Consider the following 15,296-nt stretch of genomic DNA (forward strand, 5'->3'; position numbering starts at 1 on the left):
ATGGATCAAAAAAATCTGGGGATAACAGCGATCGGAAAGTTATTCTGTCATTGGAGTGCCAGTGTAAATATTCATTAGTGGAACTGTTATACTGAAACTACTATAGGGAGAGTGTATGTATGAAAAGAATGACGAAGTTGACGTTGCTTATGCTGATTGCTTTTTCGGTAATGCTCGCGGGTTGTGGCAATGGGGATAAAAGCGGCAGTCCGGTCAACACGGATACTCAAGGTGGCGGCGAGGCAGCTGCTGGGGACAAAACCATTAAAATCTTTCAATTCAAAGTCGAAATTGCGGAAGCGCTTAATCGTCTTAAGGCGGAATATGAATCCTCCCATCCAGGCGTCAAACTGGACATTCAAACCGTGGGTGGCGGAAGTGACTACGGTGCTGCACTGAAAGCTAAGTTTGCCGCTGGCGAACAACCAGACATTTTCAACGTAGGTGGTTATCGTGAACTGGATACATGGCTTGAATATTTGGAAGATCTGTCTGGAGAATCATGGGCCAAGGATGCACTCGAAGTAGCCAAAGAGCCAATGACCAAAGACGGCAAGCTCTATGGACAGCCACTCGCGCTAGAGGGTTATGGTTTCATTTATAACAAAGACCTTTTCCAAAAAGCAGGCATTACCGAAGTTCCAACGACACTGGAACAATTGGATCAAGCTGCACAGAAACTTCAGGCCGCAGGCATTACGCCTTTCTCGAACGGATATCAGGAGTGGTGGGTGCTGGGTAACCATAACGTAAATGTGGCATTTGCGAATCAAGCAGATCCGGTGAAATTCATCCAGGGACTCAACGAAAACCCGGAGAAAATCCCTGGCAATCAGGTGTTCACCGACTGGATTAACTTGCTCGACTTAACGTTGAAATACAGCAACAAAAACCCGCTGACAACTGACTACAATACACAGGTAACCCTGTTTGCAACTGGAGAAGCAGCGATGATGCAGCAAGGAAACTGGACTCAAGTTCAGATTGATGGAATCGATCCAAATCTGAATCTGGGTATCCTGCCAATGCCAATTAACAATGAACCGAATGACAAATTGTTTGTCGGCGTGCCGAACTACTGGGTTGTGAATAAAAATTCCCAAGTGAAACCGGAAGCGAAAGAGTTTCTGGAGTGGCTCGTAACTTCGGATATCGGAAAGCAGTACATGACCAAAGAGTTCAAATTCATCCCGGCGTTCAGTTCCATCACGGCATCGGAAGAGGATCTGGGTGACCTCGCTACAGAGATTATGAAGTATAGCCAGGAAAACAAAACACTCAGCTGGAACTTTAACCGTTTCCCTGAAGGGGTTCCACAGGAGTATGGCAGCACAATTCAGGCTTACGTTGCAGGCAAATCGGATAAAACCGGATTGCTCGACGCATTGCAACAGAACTGGGATAGTCTGAAAAAATAATCCGGATCATGCGGTATCCACAGGTTACCGAAAACTGTTCAGAAACTTTTGGATAGAAAAGTTAGTCTATCGGATATATAAGTTAATTGAAACGGGCCAACCAGAAATTTTATTCTGGTTGGCCCGTTTATTGTTTTCTGGAGAGCAAACAGCTCTCTCTGAAAAGTTCAAAGTCAGTAATATCCCTGAAATGTGGATAACCCAAAAGCAGTTTAACGATCTTATGACGTATTTAACACAGAGTTAATACTATATGTGGATATCCTGTGTGTATAATGACCTAAATGTGGACAAGTAAGGAGAAGTTTGAGCCAGAGAGTATCTTTTGTTAACAGAAATACTTGTTTTCAATTTACTAGTACTGTATAGTTCTAAATATGACAAATCAAAAATCGAACACAGGACCTGCCAAATCCAAGAGTTCCAATCCGGTGAACCGGACCAAGGCAGTTGAAGTGGCGGCACAATTATTTCTGCGTCAGGGGTACAGCTACGTCAGCATGGATGAAGTCGTGCGAGTGAGTGGGGTATCGAAGTCGAATATTTATTATCATTTTAAAAACAAGGAGGAACTGCTCCAGGCCGTGGTACAATACTGGATTGCCCAGTATGAGTCGGAGCTGTATCTGCTGCTCAGTCAGCGCGAGCGAGGGGTAGAGGAACGTATTTACTCATTCATGGCTATGCTGTCAGCAGGCATTGAGGGCCGGAATTACGAAGGAAGTTGTCCGTTTGTCACGTTATATATGCAGACACCCGACAGTGCACCCCAAGTGAAGGAAAGCATATCCAGATTCTTTCGTGAGCTTAGACCTATGGTGGAGAAGCTGTTTCAGCAAGGTTTGGATCGCGGTGAATTTCGCAAAGAAATCGAGCCAGAACCGGCTGCTTTGTTGTTTATTGCAGCATTAGAAGGTTCATTAATCCTAGCGGGAACTGCCCGTGATGTTGGGATTATAGAACAATCGGCACGTACATTTTGTCAGATGCTTCGTTAATCGAAGCTCTTTTTTTAAAATATAACTAGTACTATGTAGTACTAAAAGGAGTCGTAACAGAATGAATATACATACAACAAATATGAATCAGGTAATAAGCAAGTCCAATATTGCAGCCACGACCATTTTCATGACAGGGAGCACAGGTTTTATTGGCAAAGAAACGGTCAAACAACTCACGCAGGGAGGCGCACAATTGCTCTTGCTGGTTCGTTCGGAACAGCGAGCCAGAACTGTGCTGAAGGCTTATGGAGTGAAGGATTTCGACCGGATTACCTTTATTAAAGGTGATTTGTCCATTTCGGGTCTTGGCCTTACCGCACCAGATTGGGAGCGTGCTCTTGAAGCGAATGTGATCATTCATGCGGGAGGAACGATGGACGTCACTTTGGAACGAAAAGTAGCCGAGCAGATATTCATGAACGGGGCCAGAGAAGTGGCACAGCTAGCGCAGGAAATCCACCGTACTCATGGATTGAGACACTTTATCCACGTTGTTGGTTATATGAGTCCTTATGGAGAGCGGAATGAACAGGGGAATTATCTACAGGTTAAGCATGTGGATAACAATGAAAGTGCGTATGAAGAGATGAAGTTTCATGCCGATCTGCATATTCGCGAGCATGCAGAGAAGCATCACTATCCCTTATCCGTTGTGAATCCGAGTACAGTGGTTGGACCGCGTCCCACCGGTGTAACCGAGCAAATGGGTGGGATTGGGCTGCTCATTCAGGCGATTCAGAAAGGACTTATGCCGGTAGTGCCGGGAGGTTCATCCTATTGGTTACCACTTGTGGAGAATGACATTGTTGCACGGACGCTTATTTTCTTATCCAGGGAAACCGCTCCAGTCGGAGGAACTTATCCACTGTTGGCGCGGAAGGAAGACAGTCCCAATATGAAGGAACTGTTGCAACTTCTAGCGCAGCAATTGGACGTACCCAAGCCCAAAGGGGCTGTGCCACTACCATGGATTCAATGGATCATGAAATCAGGGGGCACACGCATCAGTGGTGTTCCAGCGGAGTCGGTTGCTTTTATTACCAACAGGTCATTCCCGGTTGAAGAGACGGAGGCTCTGTTCACACGTATGGGACAATCTTGGCCGGACATCAGGGAACAGCTTCCGCTGGTTACAGCCGATCTGGATTATCGTTTTCGTTATACGCCGTTACCTGAGAGTTTTCCGACAGACTATATTCGGTCGCGGAGCGGAAATATGGCTATGCTTGGTTGGGAGGGTGAGGGCGAGCCTTGGATTATTGTACATGGTTTGCTCCAATCTGCCGATGAGATGTTACCTTTGGGACAACAGCTTAGGGAACAGACCGGGAACCCGGTATGGCTAATCGATCTTGCTGGATTCGGACGGTCCCCCGTGCATCAGGGAGATGAAGCATTTGAAGGTCAGGTGGAGGCATTGCTTCAGGCGCTTGGTGAGTTTGAAGGTCCGGTGAAGCTGGTTGGTCATTCGATCGGTGCAGCTATTGCAGCTGCGGCACAGATGCGTAGTGGGCGGACAGACATTCGGCTGGGATTGCTTCAGCCAGTCGCTAACAATTCGAATCCGAACGTACTGAGATGGATTTCCCGTTTGCCAAGAGGTGTGATGCGCTCCATGCTGCGTGGCAAAACGGAAAAAAGTTGGAACCGGATGTTCAGTGCATATAGCGGCGTAGGTGACAGCAGTGTTATGGCTCATACCATCGGCAAGAGAATACGCTCCAGCCTCCAATCCCCTCGCATTGCAGGAGCACATGCGGACTTGTTACGGTGGATCCATTCGGGTCAGAGGAAAGGCGCCAGATCAACGTTGTGGGCGAAAATGGAAAGTCAGCATTATGCCAAGAATGTATTAGTTGTATGGGCCAATCAAGATCAGGAATATCACTATCCCCAGGATATGAAATCACAGGTCAAACGCATAGATGTGCCCTATGGGCATTACTTTCCGACGTTTCAATATAAGGAAACAGCAGCGATCCTCACCGAATGGTCTAATAACTTGAGATGAGTCCAGATTCGGACATGCAGGATTCTCATACCAACTGTCGAAAGGGTCAAGTCGAGTTGTGAAGAGATGAACCATAGACAGGAGAGATGAATGTATGAGTCAGCAACGTGTGGAGATTAGTAAAAATGTATTAACAGAGTGTCTGGGACTACGTAGCGGAGAGAATCTGGTGGTTGTCGCAGACGATATGAAACGGGATTTGGCAGAATCCATCTATGAGGCAGGCAAAGCTCTTGGAGCAGAATCAGTCCTCTTAATCATGGAGGAACGCAGCAGATCCGGCGAAGAGCCGCCTGCCCCAATTGCAAAGGCCATGATTGAGGCGGACGTAGCCGTGTGTGTAACGAAATATTCAGTAACACATACCCAGGCACGCAAAAAAGCCGCTGCTTCAGGGACCCGAGTGGCAACCATGCCTGGCATGACAGAGGATATGTTTGTGAACGGAGCCATTACAGCTGAATATTCGCAAGTAAAGGCGTTGACCGAGAAGGTAACGGCTCTATTAACCGCAGGTCGCCATGTGCGAATAGAGAAGCAGGGCCATAGTCTTTCCTTTTCCATTGAAGATCGTAACGGTGTACCAAGCACAGGTATGTATTTGAACCCTGGTGAATCGGGCAACTTGCCGTCAGGAGAAGCTTATATTGCTCCTGTTGAGGGCAAGGGCGAGGGCAGTATTGTTGTAGATGGTTCCGTTGCTGGAATTGGGGCACTCCGTGAACCGATGTTATTAGCTGTTAGTGAAGGACGGTTGGTGTCAGCTGAGGGACCAGATGGGGCTCAATTACTGGAAACGCTTGGTGAGGGCGATGGTCGTTTTCTCGGCGAATTCGGGATCGGTACCAATAACAAGGCACGAATCACGGGTGTGGTGCTGGAAGATGAGAAGGTGTACGGCACAATTCATGTGGCCTTTGGCAGCAATAACACATTTGGTGGAACGATTGCCGCGGGTGTTCATATTGATGCAGTTGTGCAAAAGCCGGACGTGTACATCGATGACAAGCTGATCATGCGTCAGGGTGAATTGGTCGAATAACTGAATAACTGCATTGAAGGCAATTGGGCATGTCCACAACGTGTCCACAGTGATGGATAACTGGAGCGAAAATTCAGATTTTACGTCAGATTTACAAACAAATACACAACATGTCCACATTAAAATAATGAATATCCACATGAAATGCTAAACATATCCACAGCATGTGTGCAATATGTGCACAACTTATCCACAAATCAGGTATAACTCATGTTTTCACTTGATAAAACAGTCCTTTTGGAGTAATAAAACGAGTTATCCACAGAAATGCCGTTTTTTTGTTCCAAGTATTTGAAAACATAGAAACAGATCCATAAATATGGGGATAAAAAAGACCAAAGATCAGCATCAAGCCGATCTTTGGTCTTTTTTTGCAACTAAAATAATGAAACTGATGTCAGGTTACTTACTCTCCGTATTGAAACGACTGACTTCCAACAGTAACTGATCCGCATGATCCGATAATGCTTTGGCGGCATCTGCGATATTACCAATGGACTCGGATTGCTCCGTGGTCGAGGACGCAGCTTCTTCGGTCGAAGCTGCACTTTGCTCGGCAACTGCTGCGAGCCCGGTAATGACATCAGAGACCTGAGCAGCACCTGATTTGATACTGTTCATGCCCGAAGTAATGGAATTGATCTGATGAATAATCTCCTCAATGGACTGACGGATATTCTCAAAAGATGCTGACGTCTCTGCCATAGAGTCGGATTGGGCTGCACTATTCAATCTGAATTGCTCCAGCTCTGCTGCACTTTGCTGACCTGCAGTATTCAGATCTTTCAGCAGCTGATCGATACCCGCTACAGACTGTGAGGACTGTTCTGCTAGTTTCCGAACTTCACCCGCCACCACTGCGAATCCTCTGCCATGCTCTCCAGCACGGGCAGCTTCAATAGATGCATTCAAGGCCAGCAGATTGGTTTGGGCCGCAATATTCTGAATACTGCCCGTAATTTCGGAGATTGCTCCAATTTTGCTGAGTAGTAGTTCATTGGATGTTTCAACACGAGTCGTGGATTGTTGCCCAACTTCAGAAAGATCCATCTGGCGGCTAATAGCACTTGTGCCACTTTCCATGGCCTGAGTAACATCCAGTATCGTTTGCGAGGCTTGATGAGCCTCATCTGTAATCTGATCAATGACTTGATTAATGCCAGATACCATTTCTGCACCGGATTGGATCGATTCAGCCTGTTCACCTGCACCCTTGGCAATCTCTTCAATGACTGTGGAGATCTGACCTGCAATTTCATTGCTGCCGGAAGCTTCCTTGTACATCGTTTGAGAAGAGGCTTGTACTTGCTGTGCAGAGTGATCCACCTGTTGAATCAATTGACGCAGAGAAGTGGACATGGCATTGAAAGAAGTACCTAATTGGGCAATTTCATCTTTACCTTTGACGTCAACTTGCACCGTAAGATCTCCTGCGGCCAATTGTTGCGCACTGTTCTTCATATTCAGCAGGGGTTTGATCGTTCTGAGCGCGAAGAAGTAGGCCAGAGCCGCCAGCACCACGGTGAAAATAACGATAAACGCCAGATACAGCTTTCTTGTTTTGGTGAATTCCGCCAAGGCGGCAGCTTTGGAGATGGAGGTTGCTACAATCCAGTTGGTATTCGGAATTTTCTCGTAATAGATTAACTGCCGATCGTTATTATACGTATATTCGGACAATCCGCTAGGTTGATTAAGCATCGTGCCCACGATCTCTGTATAGTCACTCTGTTCAGCGAGTGGTGTATTCAATAGCTCTTGATTCGGATGTGAGAGCACAACACCCTTCTGGTCCAGCAAAAAGGTGAATCCGTTGTCTGTGTGGATCGAACTGATCTCATCCTTAATGGAATCGAGTGATATATTTTCCGATATGGCCCCTTGGAAATTCCCGTTCTCGTCATGTAGCGGCACGCCGATGAAAATGGACTGTATACCGGCTTTGGTGACATAGGCATCACTGAACGTAAGTGCGTTCGAAGCTTTGATGGCTACGTACCATGGACGCTCGCGTGCATCAAAGGTGGCATCTGGTATGAAGCCTGCTCCGTCTAAATATGTACCGTCTTCGAGGCCGAAGTAAATGGTGGCGATATCCTCTTTGTTAGAGGCCAGTTGGAATGCTTGTAAATGTTCCATGCTGATCTCATTGAGTGGTACCGTATCATCAATGACTTTGCCCAGTGTTTCGATGACTTTGGCTTGAGTCAAAGCCCATCCATCGACTTCTGTTACTGCTTTTTGAACTGTGCTTTGCAGCTCATTGTCTACGGATTCTGTCGCTTGCTTCTCAATCACGTACAGCGCGATATAGCTGAGCGGCGCAGCGAGCAGAATGCAGATGGTGGTGACGATGACAATGACTTTGGTTTTGAGCGTCATGATTTTCCTCTTTTCTAATCCTGTATATACTATTTATATCGGCAGTTGATGCAGTAATTTTATATGGCATTTAATAGGAGGTGAGCGGTTCAAGATCAGATTTCTTCACGGGCACAAGCAGCTACACAAGTAGCTCTTTCACCCGGCATGATCCAAGAAAATGGAACTTTGTTGAATCCGACAGGGCAAATGAGCAGAGCGGAGACAGCAACTGTAATGCAACGTTTGTTGAAGTTGGCAAAATTGATCTGAAGCCTAAACATTTGACTGAAAATAACCGATACACCAAAGTAACATCTAATGGGACGAAAGTAGTCTGATTATACGGAATGAGAGGGTATGGGGATAATTATGGATGAGGGCATGCAATATATTAATTTTTCGGTAGGAGACCAGATCTTTGCACTACGAATTGATGAAGTTCATGAGATCATCAGAATGGTGCAGGTGACAACGGTCCCATTTGGAAGTCCGGAGATCCGAGGTTTTGCTTCGTTGTATGGTAAGGTCGTTTCGGTTGTGAGTCTACGTGTATTGTTAGGCATGCCGGACCAGGAGGATACTACTTCTACACGTATTATTGTGGTGCCTTACAAAGGTGGATTTGTACCGCTGATCGTAGATATGGTCGATTCTGTCGTAAGTTATGATCGTTTCGAGGAACCTGCTGAGGAACATCGCCGTTTCATGCTTGGAGTTTTTGACAAAATCGGGTTCTGCGAAGATCATCGCGCAGGCATTTTGAACTTGGATGTATTGCTGGGCAGCTTGATCAGATCATAGTAATATAACGATCCGTAATTCTTTGAATATTCAGTGTTATCCTTCGTTTGACCCAAATGTTCCTCATCCGCTTTTCGGGAGAAGGGACATTTTTTTGTGCCGCTAGGGCGTGTCTGAAAACTCCGAAAGATGCACTTCAGCGAGTTTTGAGACATGCCCTAACCATCGAAATATCCACTTTTTGTGGGTAAATGTTTTTAAATCCGGTCATTTTCGTATATGATGGAGAGTAACAATGCGAAGGGATGACGGGAGACTTTAATGATGCAATCGCTGTATGGAGTATGGCTTGGTGACGTATTTTTTTGTTTTTCCGGTGAAACATCGGAACCACGTGTGGATGCATGGAGCCACGTGGTAAGAAGGTTGAATTTTGGCGACGGGGGTCGTCTGTTTCAGCCTGCCGCTCTGCGTCTTGCGGAGCTGCGCTGGCCGAATCCGCTGAGGAACACGGCTGAAGCCAAGAACACGAAGCGGCGTCAGCTGCTGGGACGCACATTGGAAGGATTGGCAGTCTCGCCCAAGGATGCCTTCAGGCTGCTGCTACAATGGGATGACCGTTTGTTAAATGCAGCTGGAATTCAGGTTGGAGAAGAAATGCGTTACTGGATCAAGGCGGCGCAGTTCACACAGGAGCTGCTGTTGCGGGGAGCAATTGCTCCATCGGCTGAATTCGCAGCAAAGACCGGCGCAAGGCGACGGACCGGACAAGAGACATTGACGGGAGTATGGCGGCCACGCTTGGAGCAGGAGGAGGACATCGAACGATTCCGCGATCTTGCTGAAGCGATGCCTCCCATTGGTTTGGCTGCTCCCGGAGCCTATGCTTCATTGGAACCGGAAACGCGTGAAGAAGCAGGGGCGGCGGTATTATTTTCATTCATGAGTGGAATGATTCATGCTGTAGTGACAAGTGAACTGGAAGGGATGGACAGTGAACTGTCCCGATACCGCACTCCTTATCGACGCGGATCTTCGCCAGTAGCTGAGTTATGGTGGAACAGTCTGATCTCGATGTTCCGTCCTGTAACGGTGCAAGGTCCGACCGACGACATGACAGCATTTATTCATACGTTGCAAGAAGCTGGTGGAACGACGATGCCGATCGTGGGAGCCGAAGAAATGGCGCCTGCTGAAGGCCAATTGAAGCTGGTACTCCGCTTGGAGCCGCCACTGGGCGAACATGAAACGATCTGGGGAATAAGCTTTTGGGTAGACAGTGAGCAGGAAACGAGCCTGAGGTTGCCTGTACGCACCGTCTGGGCACATCCAGAGCGTGATCTAGACCGGGGGAAAGTGTTATATACCTCGGCGGCAGAACAGTTGTTGATGGCACTCGGGCATGCAGCAGAACTGGCACCTGAGCTGGAGACGGCGCTACTCACCGCTCGTCCAGAGGGAATCAAACTGGAGCAGCAGGGTTTCTTTGAATTCCTTACGCATGCCGTTCCGCGTCTGCAAAAAGCCGGGATAACCGTTCTCATGCCTTCCAAATGGAGTCGTGCCGGTAAACGTCGTGCGGGACTGCGTCTGCAGATGTTGAATCGGGGAAATGAGCGGTTGCCTGGAGCTACATCGGCCCTTGGCATGGAACAATTGGTTGCTTTCAAGGCGGAGCCTATGCTGGATGGTAAACCAGTCACGGCCGAGGAACTTGCAGCACTGGCTGAATCCACAGTCCCGTATGTCATGTTCCGCGGTGAATGGATTGAAGTGGATACGAAAGAGATTCGCCAAGTCCTGCGTTATATGAAAAAAGAAGAAGAACAATATATGCCTCTTTCCGAATGGCTGCATCTGGCCGCGGATGAAGGGGAAGATTCCGCATGGAAGGGGCTATCCGTCTTTGGTGCAGAATCTGATGGGTTGCTCGCTTTCCTGCTTGATGGACAGGTGCTTCGCAGCATTGAACCTCGTCAGGTTCCGGCAGAATTGCATGGTGAATTGCGTCCTTATCAGGAACGGGGATACCAATGGTTATCCGCTATGCGTGAGTTGGGCTTTGGCGTATGTCTCGCGGACGATATGGGACTTGGGAAGACCATTCAGGTAATTACCTGTCTGCTGGACCGAAAACATGAGGAACGGCAGGCAGCCGAAGAGGAAGCGCGTGAGAATGACATGCTGAACGAAGCAGATGATTCATTCACGGCGGCTGAGCACACGAATGTGCAACCCGTTCATCTGCCTGCGCTCATTGTGTGTCCAACCTCGTTGCTTGGGAACTGGCAGCGTGAACTGAAACGGTTTGCCCCGGATCTGTCGCTGTACATTCACCATGGCGGACAACGGTTGCACGGGACCGAATTTCAGGCAGAAGCGCAGACGCATGACATTGTACTCACGACCTATCATCTGGCAGGCAGAGATGGGCCAGATCTGGCTTCGCTGCACTGGTCCACCATCGTGCTGGATGAGGCTCAATATATTAAGAACTACCGTACCAAACAAGCGCAAAGTGTGATGCGTCTGTCTACACTTCATCGTATTGCGATGACAGGAACACCAGTAGAGAACCGACTGAGCGAACTCTGGTCCATTTTCCAGTTCCTCAATCCGGGGTATCTGGGCACAGCTTCATCGTTCCGGCAGCGGTATACGGGGCTCGGCCCATCCGAAGAAAATGCAGCATCCTTGCGTGAGCTTCATCGATTGGTATCTCCGTTTATGCTGCGCAGGCTGAAAAGTGATCCGGATATTCGCAAGGATCTGCCAGAGAAGCTTGAACTGAAATCCTATTGTTCTCTAACGCCAGAGCAGACGGTGTTGTATCAACGTGTGGTGGACGATCTCATGGGTGGTTTGGACGGCAGAAACGGTATTGCCCGGAAGGGGATTGTTCTGTCCTCTCTGACCAAGCTCAAGCAGATCTGTGATCATCCGGTGCTGGCGGACAGCAATCGGAAAGACCACGGTAAGGCCGAGGCATCTGGTAAGATGGAACGTTTGCTTGAACTGCTGGATGCCATCCGTGATAACGGGGAATCTGCCCTGATCTTCACGCAGTATGTTGCCATGGGAGATCTGTTAGTGTCGAGGTTGAAACAGCGATACGAGGAAGAACCGTATTTCCTGCATGGCGGTGTATCGAAGTCGCAAAGAGACGATATGGTGGAGACTTTCCAAAAAGGAGAGGGACCGTCCATGTTTGTTCTATCTCTTCGTGCCGGAGGTGTAGGTCTGAATCTGACACGCGCGAGTCACGTGGTCCACTATGATCGGTGGTGGAATCCCGCGGTCGAGAATCAGGCGACGGATCGTGTATTCCGAATTGGGCAGAATCGCAACGTGCAGGTGCACAAGCTGATCTGTCAGGGAACGCTGGAGGAACGGATTGATGAGCTGATTGAGAGCAAGAAGGCACTTTCCGAGCAGGTCGTTGGTTCAGGTGAGAACTGGCTGACCGAGATGTCGGATGATGAGCTGCGTGGCCTGATCTCGCTTCAGGGAGAGACGTGGCTGTGACCTTGAAATATCAGGAGAATATAGATGTTGAGAAAGGGGGATTGTTGTGAGTGAAAAATGGAAGATCGAGCTGCATATGTCCCCCGGTGGATGGACAGCAGAAGTAAATACAGCAGCGGATGCGGACCAGGAAGTTTCCGTTCCGGCTTCCGCTGCTGAGGGCAAGACTGGATCAGCCGCAGGCATGTTCACGGTCACGGGAACGCCAGCGCGACTGAGCGAAGCCCAGCGCGAGGCAGTACTGGCTCAGCTGCGGAAGCGTCCGCTGACGCTGTACGCCCTGCTGCGCGGCGGCTCGGCGCCCGAGGAGCTTGCGGGGCTACTGCCGGCGACGCTCGCGCCCGAGGGCTCGCCAGGCGCAGCAACGGCCAGCGTGGCCGTGGCGTGCACCTGCGGCCGCCTGAGCTGCGCGCATGCGGCAGCCGCTGAGGCCGCCGTAGCCGCGCGCCTCGCGGCTGAGCCGCTGCTGCAGCTGGCGCACGCCGGCCTGCCGCGCGAAGCGCTGCTCGCCGGCGTGCTGGGGGCATGGGCGGAGGAACTCGCCCATGATCCCAGTGGCCCCGGCCGCGCAGCGGAAACGGCTGGCCGCCCGCAGGTGCGGGGCGGCGAAGGCGGCGCAGCCGTCGGCGAGTGGATCGCCGAGGCAGCCGCGGACGGCGCCATGCACCAGCCGGGGCCAGGCTTCGGCGCCGTTGAGGTGCGCCTCGCGCAGCCGGGCAAGCCGCCGGCGTTGCCGGAGCTGACGGCGCTGCTGCCGGGCGTGCCGGCCACTGCAGGGCTGGATCTGATCCGCGAGCGTGTAGCCGCGCGGATGTGGCAGGCTGTCCAGAAGAAGACGGACAGCCCGGCAACCAAATGATGCACCCATTAGAGCGGGGGAGATCTCAGATCACCCCTGCTTGTTTTTATTGCATAATCACTTTTTGAATATTGGATATATGAAGACATATTCCCATTTCACTGCTATTGTGTACAGGCACTGGGATGTTGCTCTAAAAGTCCAAAAAACGATCATACAGGCTGTACAGCGCGTATACGTCCATCCGGATCTCTTCTAAAGGAGGTCTTTACCGGTGGAGCTTCGCTCCCAATTAAGGTATACTGTCGCAGGAAGACTGCGAGCAGACAACTAGACTACATTTATATTATGGCGATAGGAGTTTTTACATGAAATCACGTACAGGAAGACAGCGCCGCATGGCGGTTATGCTGTCCTCATTGATGATATGCGGAGCAATGCTTGCCGCGTGCCAGAATGGCGCAGAAGAGAGCCAGGATCCGAATGGAACAGGCAACACACAACAAGAGTCCGACGGCACAACGGTTCATTTTACGGAGGACAAGGGAACGGACGGCGACAATGCTGGTGGTGATACGTCATCTTCTGGCAACAGCGATGAGGGCACAGGCAGTGAGTCAGGTAATGGTTCATCAGACGAAGAGCAGGATTCTTCAGACGATGGCAACGGGGCGACAACGGAAGATCCATTGATGGAGAAACGCAGCATCAGCGCACTGCAAACGACGATTGATGCACAATCTGTGGTGACCAATGCCGAGTCTATGACCGTCATTGTGAACAAGCAACGTAGTCTGCCTGAAGGGTACGAGCCGGACGATCTGGTGGAGCCGAATGTACCGTTCTCCTTCGACGAACCACACGAGAAGCGGCATATGCGCAAGGAAGCTGCGGAGGCGCTGGAGAAGTTGTTTGCAGGTGCAAAAGCGGATGGCATTGAGCTTCGTGCGGTGTCCGGTTATCGTTCATATCAGCGTCAGGTATCCATCTACAACAACAATGTCAAAACCAAAGGTCAAGAATACACAGATCGCGTGAGCTCTGTGCCAGGCCGAAGCGAACATCAGACGGGTCTTGCCATCGATGTATCGAGTCCGAGTGTGGGCAATGTGCTGGAAGAGGTATTTGGTACATCGAAGGAAGGCCAGTGGTTGGCTGAACATGCTGCAGAATACGGATATGTCATCCGTTATCTGCAAGGTGAAGAAGATACAACAGGATACGTCTATGAGCCTTGGCATATCCGGTACATCGGTACGGATTTGGCGTTGGATGTAGCGAAGAGTGGATTAACTCTGGAAGAATACTTTGATGAGGCTAATATCAAGTTGTAATCCGAATGCTTTATTCTTAAAGATACTAATTTTCCTAAAATTCCTTGAATGTCTGTCCGCGATCTAACCAATGGGCAGCCATTCAGGGATTTTTTTGTGCGTGAATGATGTTGGACTGCTATAATTCATGTTTAATCAGAAGAAGAGACAAATACAACCAAAGCGAGGGACGAGAGAATGAGTAGACAGCAGGTATTTACCGGCTCCCCATGGGAACCGTTGGTGGGATATTGCCGTGCCATCCGTGTAGGGAACCGAATCGAAGTGGCGGGTACAACCGCGATGCAAGATGGTGTAGTTGTTGGGGCAGGTGATCCGTATGCACAGACGAGGTTCGTTTTGCAGACGATCGAGAATGCACTGAAAGAATTGGGAGCTGACATGTCGCATGTGGTGAGAACCCGGATGTTTGTGACCGATATCTCCAGATGGGAGGAAGTTGGCAAGGCACACGGTGAATTTTTTGGACAGATCCAGCCTGTAGCCACCATGGTTGAAGTTAGCGCACTCATTGATCCCTTGTTGATGGTTGAGATTGAAGTGGAAGCGATCGTTGAAGATGAAGTCCAATCCGGCTAATCCTGGCGATGATCTGAGGGTTTCCTAAGGAACACAGGACGTCTTATTTGGCCCTCAGGTCCTCTTTTTAAAATGTAAGGAACATCAGGCAGTTTATTTCCCGAATTTCTCTGATAAAAACGATGTAAAAGGCTATTTATTGTGATATAGCTTGTCTCAGGTTCCTTCAATTTCTGCGAGTGCTTCAAATCCTTGAATAATACGCCTCAGATTCGTTAGCGCTAAGTCCACTTGCTCGTACATTCAGTAGGCAATGCATGTCGTATGCAGCGCACATCGCGCATGCCTGCTCTGGACAAGTCCAGGTACGCTTGGGTTTGAAGCAAGTTTGAAGACGCATTCTACAAACCATAAACCATAAACCAAAAAATAACCTTACCCGTGTCTGTCATAAGACAGGCGGATAAGGTTATTTTGATTAGGCTAGCCGTATAGCTGCTGGCTGGTCATCGTGATGCGTTACACTCATTTACAACACATGC

10 protein-coding genes are annotated in these 15,296 nt (G+C 49.3%); 9 read left to right on the forward strand and 1 reads right to left on the reverse strand.

Annotated elements, in window-relative coordinates; translation table 11 throughout:
- The first annotated feature begins 119 nt into the window (after positions 1-119).
- The 4 genes from MHI06_RS02695 (at position 120) to MHI06_RS02710 (ending at position 5,472) form a co-directional block, all read left to right on the forward strand.
- Positions 120-1,418 carry an ABC transporter substrate-binding protein gene (locus tag MHI06_RS02695; protein WP_340400324.1) on the forward strand — a complete coding sequence of 433 codons (1,299 nt, stop codon included), beginning with the start codon at positions 120-122 and terminating at the stop codon, positions 1,416-1,418.
- 431 nt (positions 1,419-1,849) lie between these two features.
- Positions 1,850-2,416, forward strand: coding sequence for a TetR/AcrR family transcriptional regulator (locus MHI06_RS02700; RefSeq protein WP_340400325.1), 567 nt, complete (start codon positions 1,850-1,852; stop codon positions 2,414-2,416).
- A 61-nt stretch (positions 2,417-2,477) separates the two neighbouring features.
- Positions 2,478-4,430, forward strand: a complete 1,953-nt coding sequence (locus tag MHI06_RS02705; RefSeq protein WP_340400326.1) for an alpha/beta fold hydrolase — start codon at positions 2,478-2,480, stop codon at positions 4,428-4,430.
- A 94-nt stretch (positions 4,431-4,524) separates the two neighbouring features.
- Positions 4,525-5,472 (forward strand): aminopeptidase, encoded by a 948-nt coding sequence (locus tag MHI06_RS02710; RefSeq protein ID WP_340400327.1) that lies wholly within the window; start codon positions 4,525-4,527, stop codon positions 5,470-5,472.
- A gap of 402 nt (positions 5,473-5,874) precedes the next feature.
- Here the strand turns inward: MHI06_RS02710 and MHI06_RS02715 are convergent, their stop codons facing one another.
- Positions 5,875-7,854 (reverse strand): methyl-accepting chemotaxis protein, encoded by a 1,980-nt coding sequence (locus MHI06_RS02715; RefSeq protein WP_340400328.1) that lies wholly within the window; start codon positions 7,852-7,854, stop codon positions 5,875-5,877.
- A gap of 351 nt (positions 7,855-8,205) precedes the next feature.
- Here MHI06_RS02715 and MHI06_RS02720 point away from each other — a divergent pair, with 351 nt between their 5' ends.
- The 5 genes from MHI06_RS02720 to MHI06_RS02740 all read left to right on the forward strand — a co-directional run bounded on the left by MHI06_RS02720 (position 8,206) and on the right by MHI06_RS02740 (position 14,814).
- Positions 8,206-8,637: a chemotaxis protein CheW gene (locus MHI06_RS02720; protein ID WP_062837311.1), complete on the forward strand. Its 432-nt coding sequence runs from the start codon at positions 8,206-8,208 to the stop codon at positions 8,635-8,637.
- A 261-nt stretch (positions 8,638-8,898) separates the two neighbouring features.
- Entirely contained in the window at positions 8,899-12,102 is a 3,204-nt protein-coding gene (locus MHI06_RS02725; protein WP_340400329.1) for a DEAD/DEAH box helicase, read from the forward strand.
- Between the two features lie 46 nt (positions 12,103-12,148).
- Complete coding sequence (locus tag MHI06_RS02730; RefSeq protein WP_340400330.1) at positions 12,149-12,961, forward strand: hypothetical protein; 813 nt, start codon at positions 12,149-12,151, stop codon at positions 12,959-12,961.
- 308 nt (positions 12,962-13,269) lie between these two features.
- The gene (locus tag MHI06_RS02735) at positions 13,270-14,235 is read left to right on the forward strand and encodes a M15 family metallopeptidase (protein ID WP_340400331.1); all 966 of its coding nucleotides are present in this window, start codon (positions 13,270-13,272) and stop codon (positions 14,233-14,235) included.
- 177 nt (positions 14,236-14,412) lie between these two features.
- Positions 14,413-14,814 (forward strand): RidA family protein, encoded by a 402-nt coding sequence (locus MHI06_RS02740; RefSeq protein ID WP_169480754.1) that lies wholly within the window; start codon positions 14,413-14,415, stop codon positions 14,812-14,814.
- The last annotated feature ends 482 nt before the right edge of the window (positions 14,815-15,296 follow it).

Origin of the sequence: Paenibacillus sp. FSL H8-0079, assembly GCF_037991315.1 — a bacterium.
Classification (GTDB): Bacteria; Bacillota; Bacilli; order Paenibacillales; family Paenibacillaceae; genus Paenibacillus.